This window comes from Pedobacter namyangjuensis (assembly GCF_003313325.1).
In the GTDB taxonomy this organism is placed as follows: Bacteria; Bacteroidota; Bacteroidia; order Sphingobacteriales; family Sphingobacteriaceae; genus Pedobacter; species Pedobacter namyangjuensis.
In genome coordinates this window covers 1,208,755-1,234,017 of record NZ_QMHQ01000001.1, presented here as the reverse complement: position 1 = coordinate 1,234,017, position 25,263 = coordinate 1,208,755, and the positions used below count along the sequence as shown (strand labels likewise).

Here is a 25,263-nt window from a genome sequence, read left to right as displayed (position 1 = left end):
ATGTACCATGAGAGTGAAAAAATCCCAAAGGAAAATAAAATATTATTTACAAGACACCAAAATCGAAAGAATGGCAACTAACCAAGCAAATAAATGTGTCAATCTCAATTTCAAGGCATGGGAAGCTGTTGTTAATTGATTTTGAACAGTTTTTCTGGATATGCCTAATTTTACCGCAATATTTGCTGTAGTTAAACCATGCATGTAGTGCATTACAAAAATGTCTCTTCGTTTTTCGGGCAAGGCCGATATGTAAAGTCTTAAAAGGGCTTGTGCTTCTTTATCCAACAAATTAGCATCTGTTTCTAGTGGCGATATCAGGTCGGCAATAAACATATCTCCTATAAAACTATGTTTAGGGCTACGTGTAAGTTGTTTAAGTACCTGAAAACGAACTGCGGTATGTAAGTAAGCACTTAAGTTTTCTATTTGTAATTGATCCCTTCTTAGCCAAACATCAGCAAAAACCGTCTGTACAATGTCTTGGCACTTCTCTTTTTCGGGCATCCTTTTATAAGCAGAATTATAAAGTTGGGCCCAATAGCAATCGTAAATTTTAGCAAAAGCACGCTCATCGCCTTGCTTTAACAAGGCAAAAAGAATTTGCTCATCTTCGATATGCTTAGTAACGCTCAAGAAATTTTTGGTTGATTAACCAAACTTAGCAAAATTTACGAGTTTTTAGCAATCCCCACAGACGAAAATTGTAAATCGTATAAACGCTTGTAATATCCGTTTAACTTTAGCAGTTGCTGATGTGTGCCTTTCTCCTTTATCTCGCCCTTATCCAACACTATAATTTGATCGGCTTTTTGAATGGTTGACAAGCGGTGCGCTATAACGATTGATGTTCGGCCCTGCATTAATTTGTCAATTGCAGTTTGTATGAGCATTTCTGTCTCCGTATCAACAGAAGATGTTGCTTCATCCAATACCAAAATAGAAGGTTTATAAACCAACGCCCTAATAAAAGAAATCAGTTGAGCTTGACCAGCAGATAAAGTAGAACCACGTTCCATTACATTGAAATGGTAACCACCGGGCAACCGCTCTATAAAATCATGTGCGCCAACTTTTTTAGCGGCATCTACCACTTCCTCAAAAGAAATGGAAGGATTATTAAGCGTAATGTTATTAAAAATCGTATCCGAAAACAGAAACACATCTTGTAAAACCGTTGCAATATGACTACGCAAGTACCCTAACTCATATTCTTTAAGTTCTACACCATCAACTTTAATTAATCCTTTTTGTATCTCGTAAAATCTGTTTAAAATATTTATTGTTGATGATTTTCCGGCTCCTGTAGCGCCAACCAACGCCACCGTCTCCCCTGCTTTTACTTCAAACGTGATATCCTTTAAAACATAGTTTTCTTCTTCAACCGCAGTATCTTGATTATAGCTAAACCAAACGCCTTCGAAACTAATTGCGCCAGTTAATTTTTCTGGTGCGTAAGTGCCAGCATTTTCTGTGGTTTCTTTTGTATCTAACACCTTAAATACACGGTCGGCTCCAACCATACCCATTTGTAGTGTATTAAATTTATCTGCCAACTCTCTAATTGGTCTAAAAAGCATGGTGATAAACATGATAAACATGGTAATGGTACCGGGTTTTACATCTAATGGTTTCTCTAAGATCATTTTAGAACCGTACCAAATCAGTAAACCTAAAGACACTGCCGAAATTAGTTCTACTACCGGAAAAAAGATCGAATAATACCAATTAGAACGAATGTTTGCATCGCGATAGCGGGTATTGATTTTTACAAATTTTTTGTATTCCTGATCTTCGCGGGCAAAATACTGAATAATAGAAATACCGCTGATATGCTCTTGCAAATAGGTATTTAGGTTCGAAACCTCCGTTCTAATTTCCTGAAATGCAATTTTTATAGATTTTTGAAATATCCGCGTTGCGATAATTAAAAATGGGATGGGAAGTAAAACAACAGTGGTAAGCTCCCAATCTATCCAAAACATCACACCGATAATTACAATAACCTGAAGCATGTCTCCAATCATGGCAATTAATCCTTCAGAAAATATATCGGCAATGGTTTCTAAGTCAGATACTGTTCTAGTTATCAGCTGTCCGATAGGAGTTTGATCGAAGTACTTAAGACGAAGATTGCTGATATGATTAAAAACATTTATCCTTAAATCTTTTATGGCAGATTGACCTAGGGTGTTTGTTAAGAGTGTTTGACTGTATTGGATAAAAGATTGCAGCACGAGCGCTACAATCATTACAATGGTTAATTGCACCAAACCACTGTGGTTATTCTTTAAAATATACTCATCTACCGTGTAGCCAATTAAAAATGGCCTAACCGGCGTAATTATTGCCAATGCCAAAGTTAACACTACCGACCATCTGAAAACAGAGCGATAGGGCTTTACATATTCAAAAACTCTTTTTAGCAGGCCAACATTAAATGCTTCGCCGGTTATTTTAGACATATATCTTTTCTAATTTTGAATGAATGAATTTCGAATGAGTGAATTATTACCAGTAGTTATACTATTCCTCTCTAATTCAAATTCTATCTTTCAATCATTTTTAATAAATGGATATTCTACGGCAACCAGATACAAACCGCAAGCCGGTACAGACTGGCCTGCATTACTTCTGTTTTTGCTTTCAATTATTTTAGCAACATCTGCGACAGAGATATCGCCCTTGCCGACCAAAACCATAGTGCCCACAATTGCCCTTACCATATTACGCAAAAATCGATCGGCTTTAATGGTAAACACCAAACCGTCTTTTTCTTCTTCAAAATACGCTTCGGTAATTTTGCAGTTATTGGTAAAGGTTTGCGTATTCGATTTACTGAAGCAAGAAAAATCTGTAAAATTTAACAAAACTTTTGCTGCTTGGTTCATCGCCTCTAGATCTAAGCCGCCTTTGTATAGCCAAGATCTGTCCAGTTTAAATGGATCTTTACTAAAGTGGATATGGTATTTATAAGCACGGGCCGTGGCATGAAATCTGGCATGTGCATCATCCGCCACTGCGAAAACACGCTTTACCGCAATGGTATAAGGCAACAGCGAATTTATGCCAGTAACCGAATTGGCAACCTGTTTATCGCTAATTGCGGTTAGGTTAAAATGGGCGAAAAATTCTGTAGCATGCACTCCAGCGTCTGTTCGTCCGCAACCTAGCGTTATTACTTCTTGCCTAAAAAAAGTGCTTAGTGCTTTATCCAGGCATTCTTGCACAGTAATTCCGTTAGGTTGCGTTTGCCAACCATGAAAATCTGTACCGTTATAACTCAGTTCAATAAAATATCTCTTACTATCCACTTGTTTGCAAAAATACTTTTTCTAATTATTAACAGACTATAGTATTTGGCAATTAATCTATATTTGTTGTTTAAAATTAAATATATGATACAAAGAGTACAATCTATTTGGCTTTTGCTGGCAACTTTAACAATTTCCTCTTTCCTGTTTATTCCTTTGGTTAGTGCCCATGCTGGTAACGCAACGCAATTTATTACAGCTAGAGGTTTATACCAAATTGCAGGTACCGATACAAAATTGCTAGAAGAATCTTTGCCACTTTTTATCAGTACAATTGCTTTAGCAATAATTTGCTTTGCTAATATTTTTAATTTCCGGAATAGAAAATTACAGAAGCGGATTTCAATTTTGACGATTTTCTTAATTATGGGTCTATCTTTTTGGTGTAGCCAGTTAGCGCAAAAATTAGGCGATAATTTAGCTGACCTTAATTTCGGCATTGGCAGTTTCTTACCTATTATAGCTGCAATATTCTGCTTTTTATCTATTAGAGGTATAAACAATGATGACAAACTAATACGTTCTGCAGATAGATTGAGATAATGATTAAGGACGTAAAAATTTTAAATACCGAGATACTTTCTGACAATTGGTACATCCTAAAAAAGATAACTTACGAATACGTAAAACCCAATGGAGAAAAACTAATTCAAACACGGGAAAGTTACGATCGTGGTAATGGTGCTACTATTCTTCTTTACAACAAAGCTCAACAAACTGTTATTTTAACCAGACAATTTAGGTTACCGACGTTTATAAATGGCAACAGCGATGGCATGATGATAGAGGCCTGTGCAGGTTTGTTGGATCAAGACAACCCAGAAGATTGTATAAGACGCGAGACTGAAGAAGAAACTGGCTACAAAATTACTGATGTAAAAAAGGTCTTTGAAGCATATATGTCGCCTGGTTCGGTTACCGAGATTTTATACTTTTTTATTGCCGAGTACACTAAAGACATGAAGGTTAATGATGGTGGTGGCGTGGCAGGTGAAGAAGAGAATATAGAGGTTTTAGAAACACCTATTGATGAAGCTATTGCAATGATTGCCAAAGGCGAAATTAAAGATGCCAAAACCATAATGCTATTACAACATGTTAAGTTGAATGCAATTTTATAGAGAACAAATACAAGTTGGAAGCTAAAAATGCAAACGGGATTTATAAAACATGGGCCATCATTGGCTTATGTGCCTTGCTAATAAATGTATGCTATCATTTTATGGTGGTAGCGCAAATTAAATATCAATTGGTAAGCGATTTTATTCCAAGAGGAATTATTTGGGATATTGCAAAGGCTAATATAATTGTTGGCTTGCTACATTTAATTGGACTTTTCTTGGGTCTTATTTTATTTGTTAAAAAGAAATATATAACAAGCACAATTTTATCCCTATCTATTTTTGCTTTTGGTGAAGTCTATTTTTTCTTTGCTAATTATTAACTAAAACACATAAAAGCCAAGCGCTCATGAAAAATAAAATAGGTTTCAATTTAGTTTTCGCATTACTTGCATTTCCAATAGCGTTAGCATTGCTACGAGAGTTCGATTTACAGAATTTTACGTTTAGAAAACCAGCATTAGGATTTCTTTACCTCTTTACTTTCGTCGCTTGCGTGTTTTTGACGTTTAAGAAGAAGACAAAATCGCCTGAGCAATAAATAAACTCAGGGACAAGACAGTAATTGCAAAATGCACAACCACGCCAAAAACAACCTTTTCATTAGGTTTAAACAGCCATTAGGCGTATATGATGTGCCTGCAAATTTCTCGCAAATGGTAAATGGTGTTCCGCATCAACTTTGTGCTTTAGCGGCAGAAGATTTACAGCATCATATTCTTAACCAAAAAGAATGGCAACATAATTTTGGCTTAGATAGCGAAGCTGATGGCATGGTAATTGGCAAAATGTTCGGTGTACTTGTTGTAGAAAATCAACAAAAAGAAATTGGTTATTTAGCAGCATTCTCTGGCAAACTGGCGGGCAAAAACCATCATGCTAAATTTGTTCCACCAGTATTTGATACTTTAGCAACGGATGGTTTTTTAAACAAGGGAATGCAAAAACTTGCGCTGTTAAATGACGAGATTAGAGCTTTAGAATTTGCCAATACAGATAAAGCGAAAATCCAAAATTTGAAAGTGGCCAGAAAAAAATACTCGAATGCATTGCAAAGCCAAATATTTGAACATTACCATTTTTTAAACCAGGCCGGCGAAGAAAAAAGCTTAAACGAGTTGTTTACCGCATTTCACTATAAAAACCCTCCCGCAGGTGCTGGCGAGTGTGCCGGACCAAAACTATTACAACATGCATTTCTCCATAAACTTAAGCCACTTGCATTAGCAGAATTTTGGTGGGGTTTGTCGCCAAAGTCTAACCAGTGGAGGCATAAACAGTTTTATGCTTGTTGTAAGGAGGAATGCGAGCCAATATTAGCACATATGCTAAAAGGCGTATAAAATTGACGAGCAAATTCATTAAATTTATAATTCTGTTTATAACACTTAATAAAACATTAGGTTATGCTTTTAGCTATACAAGCTTACAATGATAGTTGTTCGGAAACCGACAAAGCAATTTGCAATTTACTTGCAAACACCATTAACTCAGTACTTGGAGATAGCGAAAGCAAAATCTGGCATGCACACCCAGTTTGGTTTTTAAATGGAAACCCTATAGTTGGTTATAGCAAACAGAAAAAAGGAATTAGGCTTATGTTTTGGAGCGGTGCTGACTTTGATGAACGAGCGCTTAACGTACTCGGTGCAAAATTTAAAGATGCTTCAATTTTTTATAATGAAATTTCACAAATTAATTTAGAGGATTTAAAGCGCTGGCTCCAAAAATCAGAAACCATTCAGTGGGATTACAAAAACATTGTAAAACGAAAAGGACAACTGGAAAAGATTGTTTTATAATAGTTAGCTAACGCGATAAGCATTGCATGGTTTGTAATGCCGAACAATACACAATAAAGTTGCGTATTACAACCCACCGCCTTGTTCTATTATCATACAGACCCCTCTAACAAGAAATCATATTTTCATTTATAAAGAATGTGTTTTTGTTTGCAACACGCCAAGGAATTTAAAAACTAATGCTGCACTGCGTAAAATAGCCCCGATTGGGCGAAAATACTTTTTATCGCATCATTCCGAAGGAGTAAACTATTATGTAGCGTATATCCATGAGATTTCTCACAAACCTTAAAAAAGACGGAAAAAGAAGACAAAAAGATTGCAGGGAAAGCGGGACTAAAAGTAATAGAAAGCACCATAAATGCGCTTCTAAAAGCATTATAATGCGTTAAAAAACAAATACAAAACCTAACTGACTTGTTTTCAAATTATTAAGCCAAAAACTATTTATCTTGGTATCAGTAAAATACCAATTATTAACCTTATCTTTGCGGCTTAATTAAAAAATGTTATAATGATAAACCCATTTAGTAAATTGGGGATAAGTGATGACGTTGTTAATGCCGTAAAAGAGCTAGGATTTGAAAATCCTACGCCTATTCAGGAGCAATCTATTCCTGTACTGTTAGAAGGTAGTAACGACTTTGTTGGTTTGGCCCAAACAGGAACAGGAAAAACAGCCGCATTTGGTTTGCCGCTGTTAGAATTAATAGACTTTAAGAGCAATAAGCCGCAAGCACTAATTTTGTGCCCAACGCGTGAGCTATGTCTGCAGATTGCAAACGACATCAAAAATTTCTCTAAAAACACGCAGAATGCACATGTGGTTGCCGTTTACGGTGGCGCAAACATTATGCAACAACTACGCGAAATACGCAATGGCGTACAAATTGTAGTGGCCACGCCCGGCCGTATGCTAGATATCATTGGCCGTAAAGCTATTGATTTCTCAAGCGTTAAATATGTAGTATTGGATGAGGCGGATGAAATGTTAAATATGGGCTTCCAAGAAGACATAAACGATATTTTATCAACTACACCAGACGAGAAAAAAACTTGGTTATTTTCTGCAACTATGCCACCAGAAGTGCGCCGTATTGCTAGAAACTACATGGAAAACCCTGTAGAATTAACCATGGGTACAAAAAACACAGGTAACGTAAACATTGAACACGAATACTATGTGGTTCGTGCCCGCGATAAATATGCTGCCCTAAAACGTATTGTAGATTTTAATCCAGAAATTTTTGCAGTTGTTTTCTGTAAAACCAAAATGGATACACAAGATGTTGCCGAGCATTTAATTAAAGATGGTTACAACGCAGATTCTTTACACGGAGATTTATCTCAACAACAACGTGATAAAGTTATGCAACGTTTCCGCGATCGTAACATGCAATTATTAATTGCTACCGATGTTGCCGCTCGTGGTATTGACGTTAACAACGTAACACACGTAATTAACTATTCTTTGCCTGATGAAATTGAAAGTTATACGCACCGTTCTGGCCGTACTGGCCGTGCTGGTAAAACTGGTATCTCTATTTGTATCATCAACTCTAAAGAAACTGGCAAAATCCGTCAGATTGAAAGAATTATTGGTAAACAGTTTACAAAAGCAGAATTACCTACAGGTTTTGATGTTTGCGAAAAACAATTATTCTCTTTAATTCACAAAGTTCATAATGTGGAAGTAAATACTGATCAGATTGACCAGTACATTCCAAGAATTATGGATGAATTTTCTGAGTTAAGCAAAGAAGATGTTATCAAAAAATTTGCTTCGCTAGAGTTTAACCGTTTCTTAGATTACTATGCTAACGCACCAGATTTAAATGCAAGTGCAGATGATCGTGGCGAAAGAGGTGAGCGTGGAGAACGCGGAGAACGTGGTGGCAGAAACTTTGACAATAGCAACTACACTCGTTTATTTATCAACGTAGGTTCGGTAGACGAATTTACTAGAGGTGATTTATTAGGTTTCGTTTGTAATAACGGTAAAATAAGCGGTAAATCTGTTGGTAAAATAGATTTGAAAGGAGTTTTCTCTTTTATTGAAGTAGAAAATGATACGGTTGATGCTTTATTCACAAACTTTAAAGATATTAAATTTAACGGTCGCGATGTAAGAATCGAAAAAAGCGGTGAAGCACCAGTTGGTGGAAGAGGCGGCGATGGTGGCGAGCGCAGACGTGGTGGATTTGGTGGAGAACGCAGAGGCGGTGGCGGTTACGGCGCCGGAGAGAGAAGAAGCGGTGGTGGAGATAGAAGAAGCAGCGGTGGCGGAAGACGTGAAGGCGGAAACGGCGGTGGCGGTTTTAGAGATTTCTCTGGTCGCAGTCGCGATGATAAAGGTGGCAACACAGGCGGAAGCGGTAGACGCGAAGGCAGTGGTGGCGAAAGAAGACGTAGATCTTAGTTAACGGTTCACAATTAACAGTAACAATTTTCGGTTAATTGACCACAATAAACAACAAAGCCTCGACAATTTGTCGAGGCTTTGTTGTTTGCAAGCTGTCTTAACCCTTAACTTATTTCAGGGTCGATGTTGTTATTAAACAGATGCTGAAATAAATTCAGCATGACGATTTACTTAATTTTATTTATCAGCTGGTTTATTTCTGATCTGGCTAGCTTTTAAATAAACCTTAGCGCCTTTGCTATTAATATAATATTTGTTGTTCTTTCCGTCGATATAAACATTAGATCCGTCTGGAGCCATTTTGCCTTTAAAAGTTTGATCGGCAACTTTAGCGGTACCTTTTACAGCAACCTCTGCAGTTTTGTTACCTACACTTTTAGCTGCTTTACCTGTCTTCTGAATCACTTTGCCAGCTTCGGTCTTTTTCTCTTGCGCCACTGCGGTAAAACTTACCGAAGTAACCATTCCTAAGGCTACTAAGCCTAATAAATATTTTCTTTTCATGGTAGTAGATTTTGGTAATAAAACACGTTTCGTATAAGTATTGTTTTTTAAATTATTTCATCGGCAATTGCCATACAATTACCGGAATTTGCAATGCCTTATAGATTAGGTTATGTAAGGTTTTAACACTTCAGTTGCTGTGAGGAGAGTTTAAATGGCTGAAAAACCGCATCACTTGTGTAAAATAGCAAATCGAGAAGAGGAATTCTTAAATTAAGAAATTAAGCTTGCACCGCACAAGCCCTTGTTTTTAGCCTCCGATTGGAGCGAAAATCCTTTTTTTTGCGTCGCTCAGTGGAAAGGGCAAAAAAGATTGTAGCGAAAGCGGGACTGCCATTGATAAACACAATGTAGTTGCGCTTCAAAATGTAAGCTGGTTTATTTTAATTTTTCTGTTAGCTTACCCATTTCATGCACAGGAGACTTTGCTTGATAAAGAATTTCGTAAACCGCTTTGCAAATAGGCATTTCTACTTGGTATTTTTGATTGATATAGTGCATGCAACTTACAGCATAGTAACCTTCGGCAATCATGTTCATTTCTAATTGTGCAGATTTTACAGTGTAGCCCTTGCCTATCATATTTCCGAATGTTCGGTTTCGGCTAAATTGAGAATAGGCAGTTACCAGCAAATCGCCTAAATAAGCCGACTCATTTATGTCTCGGTCTATCGGATGCACAGCGTCTACAAAATCTTTAATTTCTCTTATCGCATTTGAAATTAAAACCGCTTGAAAATTATCGCCATAACCAACGCCGTGGCAAATACCGCTAGCAACAGCGTAAATATTCTTTAAAACCGCAGCATATTCGGTTCCAAAAATATCATCAGAAACGTTCGTTTTTATATATCTGGTTGCTAACATACTGGCAAAGTTTGCTGCCAAACTTATATCCATGCTTGCAATAGTTAGGTAAGATAGTTTTTCAAGCGCCACTTCTTCTGCGTGGCAAGGCCCACTAATTACAACTATATCCTGCAAAGGAATTTCATATTTCTGATGTAAAAATTCTCCAATAATGAGATTTTCATCAGGCACTATGCCTTTAATTGCCGAAATAATTTTTTTGCCTTTTAAGTCTTCTGCAGAAATATCTTGCAATGAACTTTTTAGGAAAGCCGCCGGAACGTTTAAAACCAGGTAATCGGCTTTGCTAATAATCTCCTTAACGTTTGACGAAATATGATCTGCCGGAACTTTGATTTCTACCGAACTTAGGTAGTTTGGGTTGTGTTTAAAAGCCTTTATATGCTCAATGGAAGTTTCGCTTCGCATCCACCAAAATATTTCCTTTTCTGTGGCATTGTCACTCAGCATTTTTATAATTGCTGTTGCCCAACTTCCACCACCAATCATTGCAATTTTAGGTACCATATTCTCTTTTAAACAAGCTGTAAAACGAAAAGGTTTAAGGCAACAACTCTTGAGCGTTTCCTTAAACCTTTTCAAGCTTAATTCAAAATTACTTATTTATTATTGATTTGTAGCGCTTACTTTTTGCCATCGGCACTAAAAAGCTTGTCTTTTGTAGTTTTTTCTACTTTTAAACCGTCTTTTAGTTTGTTCTGAATTGCAGAATATGGACCTGATACAATCTCTTGTCCAGCTTTAAGTCCGGTTTTAACAATAATATATTGATCGTCTTGGATACCTGTAGTAACCTCAGCTTTTTTAACTGTTGATGCTTTGCTATCGAATAGATAAACGTATTGTTTAATGTTTTTATCGTTCAATTTTGCTTTTTGCTTATCCTGGTTCTGATCATTAGTAGCAGTAGCCGCCTGTGAAGCAGATTTTTCTTTATCGCCTGTAAAAATAGCTTGAATTGGAACCGCCAATGAAGTTAAAGATTCACTTTCGATATCTACAGTTGCAGATAAACCTGGTCTGAAAGGAGAAGGCAAATCTTTAGCGCCACCTTTAACAGAACTATAAGAATCTGCCAGGATACGAACTTTTACAGAAAAATTAGTTACTTGATCTACGGAAGTAGAAGCTGTACCAACACTTGTTGATGAACTTGCAATCTCAGTTACAATTCCCTTAAATTTCTTGTCCGCAAAAGCATCAACTTCAATTGTTGCACTGTCACCAACGTTTACACGATTAATATCGTTTTCGTTAACATCAACATTTACTTCCATTGAGCTTAGGTTAGAAATACGCATAATTTCTGTACCCGCCATTTGAGAAGTACCTAAAATACGATCGCCCAACTCTATAGATAATTTTGAAACAACACCATCTACAGGAGAATAAATTGTAGTTCTTGCCAAGTTAGCACCAGCTTCTTTCACGTTAGCACCAGATTGCTCTAATCCGAATTTTGCGCCGGTTACATTTTCTTTTGCACTAGCTAAATTTGCTTGAGCAGTTAAATATGCAGCTTTTGCAGCATCAAACTCAGATGCCGAAATTACTTTTTTATTGTAAAGCTCTACATTACGTTTATAAGTTGCAGATGCATTTGCAAAATTAGCTTGATTTTGAATTAACTGTTGTTGCGTTGACGCTACAGTTGCCTTTTGCGAATTGTAAGATGCAACTGCCCTTTCGTATCCAGATTGCAAAATGTCTGGTCTAACTTTACAAAGCAACTGACCTTTTTTTACAACATCTCCTTCTTTTACCAAAAGCTCGGTTACTTCACCAGATACTTCAGAACTTAATTTAACTTCTGTTTCTGGTTGTATTTTACCACTTGCAGTTACTGTTTCTACCACTTTTTTGTTGCCGGCTGCCTCTACTGTTACTTTTTCAGTTTTTTCGCCTCCAATAACACCAGTTACTTTTAAAACCAGTATCAACGCCAACAGTACGCCGACTCCAATTAAAATGTGTTTAAGTTTCATAATATATTAATAGTTGTTTATTTATTGTTGCTTACCAAAATGGATTAGCGAGTGTTAAAACGTAATTTGTTTGCCTAAATAATAGTCTATTACCTTAGCTCTAAACAATAGATCGTACTTTGCTTGTATCATATCTATTTCTGCTTTATTCTTGTTAGTTTGCGCAGTACTAAAATCTAAAGAATTTACTAAACCTACATTGTAACGTTGTTCTACTACGTAAAAGGCATCTTTCTGTGCATTAAAAGCATTAGTTGTAGATTGGAATCTGCTTTCTGCAGCTCTAACATCTACCACAGCTTGAGAAATAACCTTGCTTAAATTATTCTTAGTTAACTGTTCTTGAACTTGCGTATTCTGATAAGTTAGTTTTGCTCGTCTAACATTAGATCGAACTGCAAAACCGTTAAAGATTGGGATAGAAAGATTTAAGCCGATTGATTGATTAAAGTTATCTTGAATTTGATCTGTAAATCGCTGATTTGCATAAATTGTGCTAAAGTTAGGTACAACGACAGACTCATTACCGATAGCAGTTCTACCAATTTCCCGTGTTCCATTCGGTGTAGTAGAAACTAATTCTTGTCGACCACTAGAATAATTTGAGCCCAAGCCACCGCTTAACGAAAGTCTAGGAGAATAAGCACCTTTAGCAATATCAACAGCCTTTTCTGCAGCAGCAGTTCTTAAAGCAGCTAATTTTACATCAGGAAAAGTATTTAAAGCATTATTAAAAATTTCGGTGATGTTATAGTTGTTTTTACTTGCTGCACTTTCAGTAATTAAAGGCGCTTGTACTTCAAATCTATATTCAGATGGCATTTCCATTAACTGATTCAGGGTTAAATAAGATATGGCCAAATTATTTTGTGCATTCGTTACATCTAATTCTGATATTGCTACTTGAGATTTTGCTTGAGAAACATCTGCCAAAGTTTTATTACCTGCATCTAATAAAGCTTGCTCTCTATTTAAAGTTTGCTTAGCTACCTCTAATTGTTGGGTTGATGCTTTAAGCAAATCTCTATTAAAAAGGATTTGCATGTAAGATGTTACCACTTGCAAAATCAAATCGTTTTTTATCTTCTCTACATTTGTTTTATCCGCATCTAACAATAATCTATTTTGTTTTATTTGGTTGATTTTTTGAAAACCCTGAAATAAATCTGCGCCAGCCGAAATACTACCGCTTGCACCTGTAAATTGCTGACTGATATAAGTATTGGTAGATGGATCTATACTACGTCCGAAGTTTTTATTAACGTTTGCATTTCCATTAAATGTAGGTAGCAAAGCATTTTTAGATTGCACTAAGTTTTCATCGCTTATAGCAGCGCTAAACTGTGCCTGCTTAACCTGCAGGTTGTTTTTTAAGGTATTCTCTACCGCTTGCTGTATGGTAATAACTTCTTGCGCAAAGCTTTTTTGGCCCATACCCAATGCAACGGTAAACGTTAAAATATAAGAGAGCTTCTTGAAAAAGCTTAATTTGGCAATGTGTTTCATAAAAATTTGTTTCGCAATATTAAATAAACAATTAATTGATTTCTGTAAATTTTTAAGTACAGCCGTAAAATAATTACTTTTGAGCATGTACTTGGTCAAATCTCCGCTTCTTCTTAAATGGTATTATCCTGCATTAACTTGGAATAAATCCCGTTCGGAAAAAATTGTTTATTTAACCTTTGACGATGGACCCATACCTAATGTTACAGACTTTGTACTAAATACTTTAAAAAGCTTCGATGTTAAAGCTACTTTCTTTTGTATTGGCGATAATATCCAAAAACATCCTGAAATTTTCGAGCGACTAAAGCACGACGGGCACGCTATTGGCAACCACACTTTTAACCATTTAAAAGGTTGGAAAACCGATGACAGTACCTACATGGAAAATTTCGAAAAATGCCAAGAGCTAACACAAACGAACTTATTTAGGCCACCTTACGGGAGGATTAAGAAGAGCCAGATTAAAAAGCTTGTTAAGAGCTACCACTTATCAGTTGCCGATTATCAGTTGCCAATTAACACATCCAATATTGAGAACCACCAACTGGAAATTATTATGTGGGATGTTTTAAGTGGCGATTTTGACATCAATCTTTCACCTGAAAAATGTTACCAAAACGTTATTAAAAATACAGGGAATGGCTCTATAATTGTTTTCCACGACAGCTTAAAAGCATTTGACCGATTGGCTTACGCCTTACCTAAAACTATCCAGTATTTAAGTGACAAAGGTTACCGTTTTGGCACACTTTAACAGTTGCGCAAAAGCTAAGTTAATGCCAAAGCCATTTAAAACCACAACTAACTAAAAATCAAATATTTATATTACGTCCGTAAGTATGATTGTTCGATTACGCACAAGGACTGTCCGTTAATGTACAAAAAGCACCAAATGGATACAACTTCTCCAAGTTCGGATTTACCTCACCACAATCAAAAGGGCTTAAAACAGAACTACCTGTGCATAGGGCATTCTAATTGTCAAAAGACCTACTTGCTTTGTTAGCTAAACCTTATTGTAATGAAAAGCCCACAGGTGAGGCACGAACCGAGGACTTGCAATGAAAAGAAGGGCTGATTTTGCCGATAATTGCTGGCATTAATTTTCTAAAATTTATGAAACCATCATTTTATTTAATCTTTAGATTTTTGAACAAGCCACTAATACCTAAAAATTCTGTTTTAATTTTTCTTTACAAACAAATTACTTTGTAATAACCGCTAAGAACCAACATAAAAATAAATATTTAATTTACTGATTTAAAGTATGTTAAATAAAAAAAAATGACGGCGTATCTTTTAGTTTAGAACAATTCCAAATTATCTAATAGATTATGCAGATTATATTTAAAAGTTGTTTTTTGTTATTTTTGTTTGGGTAGAAAAATTCAAGTTTTTTTACCGTTAGAAACTAATTAACACCTTAAAACCAATATTTTATTTTGCTGTATCGAAGCTGCTTTATGGCAACGAGCTATTGCAAATGAAAAGAAAATCTAGATGAGTATTTACAACGATTATATCCAGGAAATTGAAGACAGAAAAGCTCAAGGTCTTCATCCTAAACCCATTGATGGAGCCGAATTAACTAGCGAAATCATAGATCAAATTAAAAACATAAATAATATTAACAGAGAAGATGCTGTTAACTTCTTTATATACAACACCCTACCAGGAACTACCGGAGCTGCTGTGGTAAAAGCACAATTTTTGAAGGAAATTATTTTAGGCGAAGTTACTGTAGCCGAAATTACTTCTGATTTTGCTTTCGAACTATTATCGCACATGAAAGGCGGGCCATCTATTAAAGTTTTACTAGATATTGCTTTAGCAGATAACGGCGATAAAGCGTACAAAGCAGCAAATGTACTTAAAACGCAGGTTTTCTTGTACGATGCTGATACAGAGCGCTTAAAAGAAGCTTATAACAATGGTAATGAGATTGCTAAAGAAATTTTAGAAAGCTACGCTAAAGCCGAATTCTTTACCGAACTTCCGGAAATACCCGAAGAGATTAAAGTGGTAACTTTTATTGCCGGCATCGGTGATATTTCTACAGACTTACTTTCACCTGGGAACCAAGCGCACTCTCGTTCAGATCGTGAATTACATGGAAAATGTATGATTACGCCAGAAGCCCAAGAGCAAATACAAGCTTTGCAGGCGCAACATCCAGATGCCAGTGTAATGTTAGTTGCAGAAAAAGGCACGATGGGCGTAGGTTCTTCTCGTATGTCTGGTGTAAACAATGTAGCACTTTGGACGGGTAAACGTTCTAGTCCTTACATTCCGTTTGTAAACATCGCTCCAATTGTAGCAGGCACTAATGGCATTTCTCCAATTTTCTTAACAACTGTTGATGTAACCGGCGGTATAGGTATCGACTTGCAGAACTGGGTAAAGAAAACTGATGAAAATGGCAATGTGATTCGTAATGAGAACGATGAACCTGTTTTAGAGCAAGTATTTTCTGTTGAAACAGGAACAGTACTTACCATCAATACAAAAACTAAAAGACTTTACAACGGCGACCGAGAGCTGATTGATATTTCTAAAGCCCTAACACCTCAAAAAAGGGAGTTTATGAAAGCTGGCGGATCTTACGCCATTGTTTTCGGCAAAAAAATTCAAACCTTTGCTGCTAGAGTTCTAGGTGTTGAAGCACCTATTGTTTTTGCACCGGCCAAAGAAGTTTCCATAGAAGGACAAGGTTTAACGGCTGTAGAAAAAATATTCAACAGAAATGCTGTTGGCTTAGCTCCAGGAAAAGTGTTACATGCAGGCTCTGACGTTCGGGTAGAGGTAAACATTGTAGGTTCTCAAGATACTACAGGATTAATGACCGCACAAGAATTAGAGGCAATGGCTGCCACAGTTATTTCGCCAATTGTCGACGGCGCATATCAGTCTGGTTGCCATACCGCTTCTGTTTGGGATAAAAAAGCGCAAGCAAACATTCCAAAATTGATGAAATTCATGAATGACTTCGGTGTTATTACCGCTCGCGATCCTAAGGGCGAGTATCATTCTATGACAGATGTTATTCACAAAGTATTGAACGATATTACTATCGACGAGTGGGCAATCATCATCGGCGGAGACTCGCACACACGTATGTCGAAAGGCGTAGCTTTCGGTGCAGATTCGGGCACAGTGGCATTAGCATTGGCTACGGGTGAGGCTTCTATGCCAATTCCAGACTCTGTTAAAGTTACCTTTAAGGGCCAAATGAAAGAACACATGGATTTCCGTGATGTGGTTCATGCTACACAACTGCAAATGTTGCAGCAGTTTGATGGTGAAAACGTATTTCAAGGTCGTATTATAGAGGTACACATTGGAACTTTATTAGCCGACCAAGCCTTTACTTTTACAGATTGGACAGCAGAGATGAAAGCAAAAGCGTCTATCTGTATTTCGCAAGACGATACCTTGATCCAATCTTTAGAAATTGCTAAAAACCGTATTCAAATAATGATAGACAAGGGCATGGACAACCATAACCAAGTTTTACAGGGTTTGATTAACAAAGCAAATAAACGTATTGAGGAGATTAAAACAGGTATCAAACCTGCTTTAATGCCAGATGAAAATGCAAAATACTATGCAGAAGTTGTAATTGATTTAGATGTTATCAACGAACCAATGATTGCCGATCCGGATGTGAACAACGTTGATGTTTCTAAGCGTTACACACACGATACGATTAGGGATTTAACTTTCTACGGTGGCGATAAAAAAGTAGACCTTGGTTTCGTAGGCTCTTGTATGGTACACAAGGACGACTTAAAAATTGTTTCTCAGATTTTAAGAAATATCGAAAAACAGACTGGTAAGGTAGAATTTAAAGCACCTTTAGTTGTTGCTGCTCCTACCTATAACATTATTGATGAGTTGAAAGCTGAAGGAGATTGGGAATACTTACAAAAATATTCTGGTTTTGAGTTTAGTGATGCTTTACCGAAAAGCACAGCTCGTACGGAGTATGAAAACATTATGTATTTAGAGCGCCCAGGATGTAACCTTTGCATGGGTAACCAAGAAAAAGCAGAAAAAGGTGATACCGTAATGGCAACTTCTACTCGCCTGTTCCAAGGCCGAGTGGTAGAAGATAAAGAGGGCAAAAAAGGAGAATCGTTACTGGCCTCGACACCAGTAGTAGTTTTGTCAGCTATTTTAGGCCGCATTCCGAATATTCAGGAATACAAAGCATCGGTTGAAGGTATAAATTTAACCAAGTTCACTCCTATTTCTACAAAACAATAACAAACAAATACAGTCGTAATTTGTTAATAAATTGAAAAGGCTATCTAAATATCAGATAGCCTTTTCGTTTATGCAAACCTTGCATGGAATGGTTTTAAATAAGACAATTTGACAAATCTCAAAAATAAGTGTGTGAAAAATTGTTTAATTTAGACATAATAGTTATTGACAATAATAAAAAAACAAACTATGGCTTTTGATATAGACATGATCAAAAAGGTATATGCAAACTTTAGTACCCGTGTAGATGCGGCTCGTAAAGTTGTTGGCAGACCTTTAACTCTTTCAGAAAAAATATTATACACTCACCTTTGGGACGGAAACGCAAAAACTGCGTTTAAACGCGGAACAGACTATGTTGATTTTGCTCCGGACAGAGTTGCAATGCAAGATGCCACGGCACAAATGGCATTACTACAATTTATGCAAGCTGGTCGCCCACAAGTTGCTGTTCCTTCTACTGTTCATTGCGATCACTTAATTACGGCTAAATTAGGAGCAGAAATAGATTTGCCTCACGCAAATACAGAAAGTAAAGAAGTTTTTGATTTCCTAGCTTCAGTATCTAACAAATACGGTATTGGTTTTTGGAAACCAGGTGCAGGCATTATCCACCAGGTTGTTTTAGAAAACTACGCATTTCCTGGCGGGATGATGATTGGTACCGATAGCCACACCGTGAATGCTGGTGGTTTAGGCATGGTTGCAATTGGCGTTGGTGGTGCAGATGCTTGTGATGTGATGGCTGGATTACCTTGGGAACTTAAATTCCCTAAGTTAATTGGTGTAAAACTAACAGGTAAATTAAACGGTTGGACCTCTGCAAAAGATGTGATTTTAAAAGTTGCCGGTATTTTAACCGTAAAAGGTGGTACCGGAGCAATTGTAGAATATTTTGGCGATGGTGCTATTAATTTAAGCTGTACCGGTAAGGGAACTATCTGTAATATGGGTGCCGAAATTGGCGCTACTACGTCTACTTTTGGCTATGATGACAGTATGGAACGTTATTTACGTGCCACCAATCGTGCTGATGTTGCCGATGCTGCCAACGAGATTAAAGAACATTTAACTGGCGACGATGAAGTTTACGCTAATCCAGAACATTATTTCGATCAGTTAATTGAAATTAACCTTGATGAATTGGAACCTTATTTAAACGGTCCGTTTACACCAGATTTGGCTACGCCTATTTCTCAAATGAAAACCGTAGCAGAAGCTAACGGTTGGCCTTTAAAAGTAGAATGGGGATTAATTGGTTCTTGTACTAACTCATCTTACGAAGATTTATCTAGAGCAGCATCTATTGCTAAACAAGCAATTGATAAAGGTTTAGTTACCAAAGCAGAGTTTGGCATCAATCCAGGTTCTGAGCAAGTTCGTTACACTGCAGACCGCGATGGTTTGTTAGGTACTTTCACTGACCTAAATGCTACTATTTTCACAAACGCGTGCGGTCCATGTATTGGCATGTGGGATAGAACCGGTGCAGAGAAAGCAGAAAAAAACACAATCGTACACTCATTTAACAGAAACTTTGCTAAACGTGCCGATGGAAATCCAAACACATACGCTTTTGTAACTTCTCCAGAGATTGTTGCAGCGATCGCTATTGCCGGTGACTTAAGTTTTAATCCTTTAACAGATACCCTAACAAACAATAAAGGCGAACAAGTGAAATTAGATCCGCCTGTAGGAGATGAATTACCAGTAAACGGTTACGCTGTTGAAGACGCCGGCTTCCAAGCTCCAGCAGAAGATGGTTCTGGTGTAGAGGTATTGGTTTCGCCAAGTTCACATCGTTTACAGTTATTAGAGCCTTTTACCGCTTGGGAAGGAACCGACTTAAAAGGTTTAAAACTTTTGATTAAAGCTAAAGGTAAATGTACAACCGACCATATTTCTATGGCTGGTCCTTGGTTAAAGTTCCGCGGTCATTTAGATAATATTTCGAATAACATGTTAATTGGTGCTGTTAATTATTTTAACGACAAAACCGACAATGTTAAAAATGCTTTAACCGGAGAATATGGCCCAGTACCAGCAACACAACGCGACTATAAAGCCGAAGGTTTAGGTTCTATTGTTGTTGGCGACGAAAATTACGGCGAAGGTTCATCTCGTGAACATGCAGCTATGGAACCTCGCCACCTTGGTGTACGTGCAGTTTTGGTGAAGTCGTTTGCTCGTATCCACGAAACGAACCTTAAAAAACAAGGTATGTTGGCTTTAACGTTTGCAGATAAAGATGATTATGAAAAAATACAAGAGGATGATGTTATTGATATCCACGGCTTAAGTACTTTTGCGCCAAACGTACCGTTACAAATGGATTTACATCATGCCGATGGTTCTAAGGACATCATTTCTGTAAACCATAGTTACAATTCTCAACAAATTGAGTGGTTCAAAGCTGGTGGAGCACTAAATATCATCAGAAAAGAAGCGGCAATGAAAGCTGCAGGATTATAGGAAGAACAAAGAGCAAGGATAAAAGATATGATCCTTTATAAACGAAATCCCATTTTGAGTAAAATCAGAATGGGATTTTTTATTTGAAAAGCAGATGCTGTAGTTCTTCGGATAAGAAAGTCCTGCTATCCACTGCAATCTTTTACCCTTAATCCCCTAAAGGGCATTAGTAAAAGGATTTCCGTTACTATCAGGTTTAAAATCAAAGGACCGGAAATCATTACTGCAAAGAAAATGTGGGCACTAACTACAAAGACATTGTACGCTCATTATAGTTTTTTTCTTCTCACGTTGGCGTCCCCGCCAACGTCGATCAATTTAAAAAATGAAGAAATTGTCAACCTAACTTTTGTAATGCTTAAGAAAATCAAATGGACTATTTCCTTCTTCATAAAACGAAGCTGAAGACCAATAATAGTCTTCTGGTGTTTCACTTAAATTCCAATGTGCTTGTAAAGGATTGTTATGGATATAATCTAACTTTTGTTCAAAAAAATCTCGCCCCAACATTCTTTAACAACACAATCTCGCTGCCAAAACTGAAAAGTGCGATCGATTAAGTTAACACGATACTTTTCTAGTAGATGTTTTTCACCGCGGTTTAGCAAACGCTTCTTAAACTCATGAGCCGTATAACTTAAAAATGCACCTTGTACTTCCGATCTATTCAAATTGTTTCCTATCTTCCAAAGCAAATGAATGTGATTTGGCATAATCACGAATGCATATATTTCACATTTTTTCGCGTCAACTAACCATTTCATACTGGCAACAACAACTTTTTTAAACTCATCATCCAACAGATGTTGCCAATTTAGAACTGTAGCTGTAAGAAACTCAGGATGATATTGATGTTCCATTTTATATTTAGCGGCATGACGTATGCAAAATCCAAACTTTATATTTTACGTCGGCGAGGACGCCAACGAGGGAGCATGTTTAAAATTTAGGGAGTAAAAAAACCTAGAGCATGTTTGCGTAAACACAATAAGATTTATATTGTGATCCAAAATCTTTGTTTCTTTATCTTTTGCTCCCTACCCTTTGTTCGTTAATCCGCACCTTATTTAAACTCATGCCCGCAATCATAGCAGTGGTAACACTTGCTAACTTTAAAAGGATAAACGAGTAACAATAAAGAAACAATGGTTACCCAAAGACTAAACCTGTTTTTAGTAGCTTGACCATAGCTCACGTTTGTAGATTGGCAATTTTCGCATACCTGCTCGCTCTCAAATGTAGATCTATCTTCCGTACTTTCTACTTCATCTGTCAATAGTTCATTTATCCTATCGAGATCCTTTTCAAAAACATGCAACTTTACCCCACCAACCGCTTGATTGTATAAAGGCTGTATAGTAGAAATATGCTCGTCCGTTAAGAAGCATGGAATGTCGCTATCTTCTAGCCTAGCTTTTATAATATTGGCTTCAATAACATTGTAATAAGTACTATGAACAATTATTTTATCATCCATAATTATTCGAACTCAATATCTTCCGCTAAAAACTTTTCGATTTCTGGAACATCAGTTTCAAAAACATGAAGCTGGATACCACTTATAGAATGATCTAAAAGCGGACGCAAACCGGCTGTATTTTCTCCTGTTAAAAAGCCATTAAAACCCGCATCTTTTAATCGTGTTAAAATAATGTTAGCCTCAATTGGATTTTCGAAAGTTTTGTAAACTATAATTTTATCGTCCATAACGTAAAGTTAACAAACTAAATCGCTTTAATGCAACGTCTTTATCTTGCTAAAAACGATTGCCACCAATAACCAGATTTCTTTATCGTTCGAAGTTGGGTCTTAAAATCGTTATAAACCAGTCCGAATCTCGCTTCATAACCCTCTGCCCATTCAAAATTATCCATTAAAGTCCAAGCCATGTAACCGTCAATCTTTATGTCTTCATTTTTAGCTTTCAGCATCGCTGATAAGTACAGTTCAAAGTAGTTTACACGTTCGCTATCATCGACTGTGTTATTTGCTAATTTGTCGTTAAATGCAGCGCCATTTTCCGTAATCATCAATTTTTTTACTTTAGGGTAAGACGCAAATTGTTTAATGATATTGTAAAAGCTGTCTGCGTTTATTTCCCAGCCCATTTTAGTATGTGGCACACGCCTGTTTTTAGCTTTAACTTCCCAAGCCTGAATAACCGGTACAAAGGCATTAAACTTTACGGTTAGCGGAAAATAGTTTTGCAAACCAATGTAGTCAAAATCAAAAGTCATTCGTTCTTGATGGCGCCAGGTAGAATGGCTAATGGCAAACTTTTCCAGTACATCCCAGTCGGCCGTCGGGAAACCCATGCCTAAAGTAGGCTCGAAAAAAAACCGATTCATTAAGCAGTCTACGCGTTTGGTGGCTAATAAATCTGCATCGCCCTGCGTAAAAGGTATAATTTCTGAGCAGGAAAACGTGGTTCCAATATTTGCACCGCTTACTTCGGCACGCAAAATTTTTCCCCCATCTGCCTGCGCAATAGCGGTATGTAACGAAGCAGAGAAAAAATTTGTCAATCCTGTTTCTCCGGGGGCATGTACGCCCAACATATAGCCTAAAGAAGTAAAACCGAAAGGCTCGTTAATTACAATCCAATTTTTTACTTTGTGACCATAGGTTTTAGCACATAAGATTACAAACTCATTAAAGGCTACGTTTATGCCAAAAGCAGTCCAACCACCGTTTTTAGAAAGTTCTTCGGGCAAATCCCAATGGTAAAGCGTTATATATGGAATAATGTCTTGCTTTAAACATTCATCTATCACATTGTGATAGAAAGCGACACCAACAGGATTCACCTTTCCGTTGCCGAACGGCAGAACCCGCGACCAAGCAATGGAAAACCTAAAAACTTTAAATCCTAGCGTTTTTACTAATGCAATATCTTCAACGTATCGATGGTAAAAATCACACCCTACTAGAGGCGAATGACCTTTTTTAATTTTTCCACCTCTTTTAGAAAAAGTATCCCAAATAGAAAGACCTTTGCCATTTGTATTTGTGGCACCCTCTATTTGCGCCGCAGCGGTGGCTACGCCCCACAAAAAATCTTTCCCAAAATCGCTTGCTTTTATCATACTTAAACCCAAAATGCAACATAAATATTAAGTTGCTGTAAAGTTTAAAACATTTTATGTAGCCGATAAGCCAATCTCTTTCAACAAAATAGCGGCGTTAAATATGGTACAAGAACCATGTTTTAATTTATAATCAAAATTCATCTCTCCATTTTCTATCTGGATATCAAAATGGTAATTAGCGACTTTTTCTCTATGGATGGTTTCCAACTCCGATAAACTTAAATCGTGAGTTGCAAATAAAGTTGGTGTGTTAGAAGAAATCATTTTCTCTATAAAAGCCTTAGAGCCCATATATTTATCATGACTGTTTGTTCCGCGAAGCATCTCATCAATTAGTACCAAAGGATGTTCTTGAACAGTAACATGATTCAAAATCATCTTTAAGCGATTCAACTCTGCCTTAAAAGTTGATGTACTCTCATTTAAAGAATCTTTAATGCGCATATAGGTATTAATGCTAAAAATGGAAAGGTTCATTTCTGTAGCACAAACCGGTGCGCCGGCGTACGCCAATACCATATTGATTCCGATTGTTCTTAAAAAAGTGCTTTTACCAGCCATATTAGAACCGGTAACTATATTTACCGTAGGCGAATTGCCAATATCAAAACTATTATTTATACGTTTTTGTGATGTAATTAAAGGATGTCCAATCTCTTTTCCGCTTAGTGCGAAGTCATCTGTAATTGTTGGAAATACATAATTGGGATAGTTATGTGCAAATGTCGCTATTGCAATTAATTCTTCGAAATAGCCGATTCTATCCAATCCGTTTTGGATATGTGAAGATGATTGCTGATGCCACTCGTCGAGCCTAATACTACATTTTAAATCCCACAGTAATAAAAAATTAAGCAAAGCACCTACAACAATATTAAGTCGGGCATCAAAAGCCTGAATTATAATAACCAAACCCTTAATATCATCACTTACTTTATGCTTCGAGCTAAATAATTCAGTTATGTAATTTGCTTTCCATTGTTTCTCCTCTGTCCACTTTATGGCATTCGCATAATCGGCAAGCAGGTTTGCTCCGCCACTAAAGCCATGGTAAACTTGGTTAATTTGTTTACTGAAATAAAATGTAAGGCCTGCATGAACAAATAATAAAATGCCGAGTATTCCCCAAGCTGCATCGCCTAAAAAAAAGCCCGCAGTAAAAATTGCAACCATTAAAAAAGGTAAGGCTTTAACATAACTTCTAAGCAGAACATTTTTAGTGAATGCCAAATGAGAAGCTAACGAACCATTGAGCCTTTTTTTAATCTGCTCTATCTTTTCAACATCGTGATTTTTAAGCTTTGCCCTAAAACTAAATGTATCATCTATATAAGTCAAAATTTCTTTAATAGCGTCTTGCCTAGCTAAAATTTCGGGTTTAAATATCGGCTTTGCAAGAGATTCGGCTAGCTTTATTTTACCAAGTTTTGTTACGTTTCTGTTAATTAAAGCATAAAGTGAAAATTGTCCAAAAATATCCAAATCGGCAGTGTACGGATGTAGTTCGTCTTCAAAATCGGATCCATTATTATAACCATTAGGTTTATTATTTAAAACGCTTAGCTCGTTCTCGTAAATCCAAAGCAAATTTTCTTTTTCGGTTAACAGCTTACCAATCTTAGCTTGTTTTTTTACAACTATAATAAAAACGGCAACGGGCAACATTAACAAAACGCCTCCAATTATTGTCAACAAATCGGTTTTTGCACTTACAAAAAAGATGAAGAAAACAACTTCCGCCAGCAAAAGAGAAAGCCTTAGAATTGAGAATTTGTTGATTTGCTTTTTTAAGGATGCAATTTGTTCTGAAAGTTGCTTTACGATTAGCTGGTATTTATTTTCGACGGTATTTAACATTATATTTGAAGCCTATATCTAATTTGTTAAAGATATAAAATGAAACCGATAG

21 protein-coding genes are annotated in these 25,263 nt (G+C 36.7%); 9 read left to right on the top strand and 12 right to left on the bottom strand.

Translation table 11 applies throughout. The annotated features are described in order from the left end of the window. Positions 1-42: 42 nt before the first annotated feature. The 3 genes from DUT69_RS05525 to truA all read right to left on the bottom strand — a co-directional run bounded on the left by DUT69_RS05525 (position 43) and on the right by truA (position 3,314). Positions 43-636 carry an RNA polymerase sigma factor gene (locus DUT69_RS05525; protein WP_113652100.1) on the bottom strand — a complete coding sequence of 198 codons (594 nt, stop codon included), beginning with the start codon at positions 634-636 and terminating at the stop codon, positions 43-45. Between the two features lie 35 nt (positions 637-671). Next, positions 672-2,465 carry an ABC transporter ATP-binding protein gene (locus tag DUT69_RS05520; protein WP_113652099.1) on the bottom strand — a complete coding sequence of 598 codons (1,794 nt, stop codon included), beginning with the start codon at positions 2,463-2,465 and terminating at the stop codon, positions 672-674. Positions 2,466-2,555: 90 nt separating this feature from the next. Then, entirely contained in the window at positions 2,556-3,314 is a 759-nt protein-coding gene (gene truA / locus DUT69_RS05515) for a tRNA pseudouridine(38-40) synthase TruA (protein ID WP_113652098.1), read from the bottom strand. An 84-nt stretch (positions 3,315-3,398) separates the two neighbouring features. On the opposite strand from truA, the gene DUT69_RS05510 reads away from it, so the two are divergent. From DUT69_RS05510 to DUT69_RS05480, 6 genes are all read left to right on the top strand, one after another. After that, complete coding sequence (locus tag DUT69_RS05510; RefSeq protein ID WP_113652097.1) at positions 3,399-3,857, top strand: DUF4293 domain-containing protein; 459 nt, start codon at positions 3,399-3,401, stop codon at positions 3,855-3,857. Then, the gene (gene nudK / locus DUT69_RS05505) at positions 3,857-4,435 is read left to right on the top strand and encodes a GDP-mannose pyrophosphatase NudK (protein WP_113652096.1); all 579 of its coding nucleotides are present in this window, start codon (positions 3,857-3,859) and stop codon (positions 4,433-4,435) included. Before DUT69_RS05510 ends, nudK begins: the two co-directional genes overlap by 1 nt. 14 nt (positions 4,436-4,449) lie before the next feature. Further along, the gene (locus DUT69_RS05500) at positions 4,450-4,758 is read left to right on the top strand and encodes a hypothetical protein (protein WP_113652095.1); all 309 of its coding nucleotides are present in this window, start codon (positions 4,450-4,452) and stop codon (positions 4,756-4,758) included. Positions 4,759-5,007: 249 nt separating this feature from the next. Next, on the top strand, positions 5,008-5,778 hold the full coding sequence (locus DUT69_RS05490; RefSeq protein ID WP_113652093.1) for a pseudouridylate synthase: 771 nt from the start codon (positions 5,008-5,010) through the stop codon (positions 5,776-5,778). Positions 5,779-5,841: 63 nt separating this feature from the next. Then, positions 5,842-6,237: a DUF1801 domain-containing protein gene (locus tag DUT69_RS05485; RefSeq protein ID WP_113652092.1), complete on the top strand. Its 396-nt coding sequence runs from the start codon at positions 5,842-5,844 to the stop codon at positions 6,235-6,237. A 514-nt stretch (positions 6,238-6,751) separates the two neighbouring features. Continuing rightward, positions 6,752-8,656, top strand: coding sequence for a DEAD/DEAH box helicase (locus tag DUT69_RS05480; protein WP_205314212.1), 1,905 nt, complete (start codon positions 6,752-6,754; stop codon positions 8,654-8,656). 180 nt (positions 8,657-8,836) lie between these two features. Here the strand turns inward: DUT69_RS05480 and DUT69_RS05475 are convergent, their stop codons facing one another. The 4 genes from DUT69_RS05475 to DUT69_RS05460 all read right to left on the bottom strand — a co-directional run bounded on the left by DUT69_RS05475 (position 8,837) and on the right by DUT69_RS05460 (position 13,524). Further along, positions 8,837-9,163 carry a hypothetical protein gene (locus DUT69_RS05475; protein ID WP_113652091.1) on the bottom strand — a complete coding sequence of 109 codons (327 nt, stop codon included), beginning with the start codon at positions 9,161-9,163 and terminating at the stop codon, positions 8,837-8,839. 378 nt (positions 9,164-9,541) lie between these two features. Next, positions 9,542-10,540: an NAD(P)H-dependent glycerol-3-phosphate dehydrogenase gene (locus DUT69_RS05470; protein WP_113652090.1), complete on the bottom strand. Its 999-nt coding sequence runs from the start codon at positions 10,538-10,540 to the stop codon at positions 9,542-9,544. Between the two features lie 116 nt (positions 10,541-10,656). Then, positions 10,657-12,018, bottom strand: a complete 1,362-nt coding sequence (locus DUT69_RS05465) for an efflux RND transporter periplasmic adaptor subunit (RefSeq protein WP_113652089.1) — start codon at positions 12,016-12,018, stop codon at positions 10,657-10,659. A 54-nt stretch (positions 12,019-12,072) separates the two neighbouring features. After that, positions 12,073-13,524 carry a TolC family protein gene (locus DUT69_RS05460; protein WP_113652527.1) on the bottom strand — a complete coding sequence of 484 codons (1,452 nt, stop codon included), beginning with the start codon at positions 13,522-13,524 and terminating at the stop codon, positions 12,073-12,075. An 85-nt stretch (positions 13,525-13,609) separates the two neighbouring features. Between DUT69_RS05460 and DUT69_RS05455 the strand changes: the two genes are divergently transcribed. From DUT69_RS05455 to DUT69_RS05445, 3 genes are all read left to right on the top strand, one after another. Beyond that, on the top strand, positions 13,610-14,281 hold the full coding sequence (locus DUT69_RS05455) for a polysaccharide deacetylase family protein (RefSeq protein WP_113652088.1): 672 nt from the start codon (positions 13,610-13,612) through the stop codon (positions 14,279-14,281). Between the two features lie 746 nt (positions 14,282-15,027). Next, on the top strand, positions 15,028-17,793 hold the full coding sequence (locus tag DUT69_RS05450; protein WP_113652087.1) for a bifunctional aconitate hydratase 2/2-methylisocitrate dehydratase: 2,766 nt from the start codon (positions 15,028-15,030) through the stop codon (positions 17,791-17,793). A gap of 189 nt (positions 17,794-17,982) precedes the next feature. Then, positions 17,983-20,265, top strand: coding sequence for an aconitate hydratase (locus DUT69_RS05445; RefSeq protein ID WP_113652086.1), 2,283 nt, complete (start codon positions 17,983-17,985; stop codon positions 20,263-20,265). 476 nt (positions 20,266-20,741) lie between these two features. On the opposite strand, the gene DUT69_RS05440 is transcribed toward DUT69_RS05445, so the two are convergent. The 5 genes from DUT69_RS05440 to DUT69_RS05420 all read right to left on the bottom strand — a co-directional run bounded on the left by DUT69_RS05440 (position 20,742) and on the right by DUT69_RS05420 (position 25,211). Then, positions 20,742-21,125 (bottom strand): transposase, encoded by a 384-nt coding sequence (locus tag DUT69_RS05440; RefSeq protein WP_113652085.1) that lies wholly within the window; start codon positions 21,123-21,125, stop codon positions 20,742-20,744. A 203-nt stretch (positions 21,126-21,328) separates the two neighbouring features. Next, the gene (locus DUT69_RS05435) at positions 21,329-21,742 is read right to left on the bottom strand and encodes a putative signal transducing protein (protein ID WP_113652084.1); all 414 of its coding nucleotides are present in this window, start codon (positions 21,740-21,742) and stop codon (positions 21,329-21,331) included. Positions 21,743-21,744: 2 nt separating this feature from the next. Further along, a complete protein-coding gene (locus tag DUT69_RS05430; protein ID WP_113652083.1) occupies positions 21,745-21,972 on the bottom strand; it encodes a putative signal transducing protein in 228 nt (75 codons plus the stop codon). Positions 21,973-22,013: 41 nt separating this feature from the next. After that, positions 22,014-23,351, bottom strand: a complete 1,338-nt coding sequence (locus tag DUT69_RS05425; protein WP_113652082.1) for a glycoside hydrolase family 1 protein — start codon at positions 23,349-23,351, stop codon at positions 22,014-22,016. 54 nt (positions 23,352-23,405) lie between these two features. After that, complete coding sequence (locus DUT69_RS05420) at positions 23,406-25,211, bottom strand: MutS-related protein (RefSeq protein WP_113652081.1); 1,806 nt, start codon at positions 25,209-25,211, stop codon at positions 23,406-23,408. Between the last annotated feature and the right edge of the window lie 52 nt (positions 25,212-25,263).

Bases quoted from the DNA above. Each gene is read 5' to 3' on its own strand.
- DUT69_RS05520 (WP_113652099.1), bottom strand. From the start codon at position 2,465: ATGTCTAAAATAACCGGCGAAGCATTTAATGTTGGCCTGCTAAAAAGA.
- DUT69_RS05510 (WP_113652097.1), top strand. From the start codon at position 3,399: ATGATACAAAGAGTACAATCTATTTGGCTTTTGCTGGCAACTTTAACA.
- nudK (WP_113652096.1), top strand. From the start codon at position 3,857: ATGATTAAGGACGTAAAAATTTTAAATACCGAGATACTTTCTGACAAT.
- DUT69_RS05490 (WP_113652093.1), top strand. From the start codon at position 5,008: ATGCACAACCACGCCAAAAACAACCTTTTCATTAGGTTTAAACAGCCA.
- DUT69_RS05485 (WP_113652092.1), top strand. From the start codon at position 5,842: ATGCTTTTAGCTATACAAGCTTACAATGATAGTTGTTCGGAAACCGAC.
- DUT69_RS05480 (WP_205314212.1), top strand. From the start codon at position 6,752: ATGATAAACCCATTTAGTAAATTGGGGATAAGTGATGACGTTGTTAAT.
- DUT69_RS05475 (WP_113652091.1), bottom strand. From the start codon at position 9,163: ATGAAAAGAAAATATTTATTAGGCTTAGTAGCCTTAGGAATGGTTACT.
- DUT69_RS05470 (WP_113652090.1), bottom strand. From the start codon at position 10,540: ATGGTACCTAAAATTGCAATGATTGGTGGTGGAAGTTGGGCAACAGCA.
- DUT69_RS05465 (WP_113652089.1), bottom strand. From the start codon at position 12,018: ATGAAACTTAAACACATTTTAATTGGAGTCGGCGTACTGTTGGCGTTG.
- DUT69_RS05460 (WP_113652527.1), bottom strand. From the start codon at position 13,524: ATGAAACACATTGCCAAATTAAGCTTTTTCAAGAAGCTCTCTTATATT.
- DUT69_RS05455 (WP_113652088.1), top strand. From the start codon at position 13,610: ATGTACTTGGTCAAATCTCCGCTTCTTCTTAAATGGTATTATCCTGCA.
- DUT69_RS05450 (WP_113652087.1), top strand. From the start codon at position 15,028: ATGAGTATTTACAACGATTATATCCAGGAAATTGAAGACAGAAAAGCT.
- DUT69_RS05445 (WP_113652086.1), top strand. From the start codon at position 17,983: ATGGCTTTTGATATAGACATGATCAAAAAGGTATATGCAAACTTTAGT.
- DUT69_RS05440 (WP_113652085.1), bottom strand. From the start codon at position 21,125: ATGGAACATCAATATCATCCTGAGTTTCTTACAGCTACAGTTCTAAAT.
- DUT69_RS05435 (WP_113652084.1), bottom strand. From the start codon at position 21,742: ATGGATGATAAAATAATTGTTCATAGTACTTATTACAATGTTATTGAA.
- DUT69_RS05430 (WP_113652083.1), bottom strand. From the start codon at position 21,972: ATGGACGATAAAATTATAGTTTACAAAACTTTCGAAAATCCAATTGAG.
- DUT69_RS05425 (WP_113652082.1), bottom strand. From the start codon at position 23,351: ATGATAAAAGCAAGCGATTTTGGGAAAGATTTTTTGTGGGGCGTAGCC.
- DUT69_RS05420 (WP_113652081.1), bottom strand. From the start codon at position 25,211: ATGTTAAATACCGTCGAAAATAAATACCAGCTAATCGTAAAGCAACTT.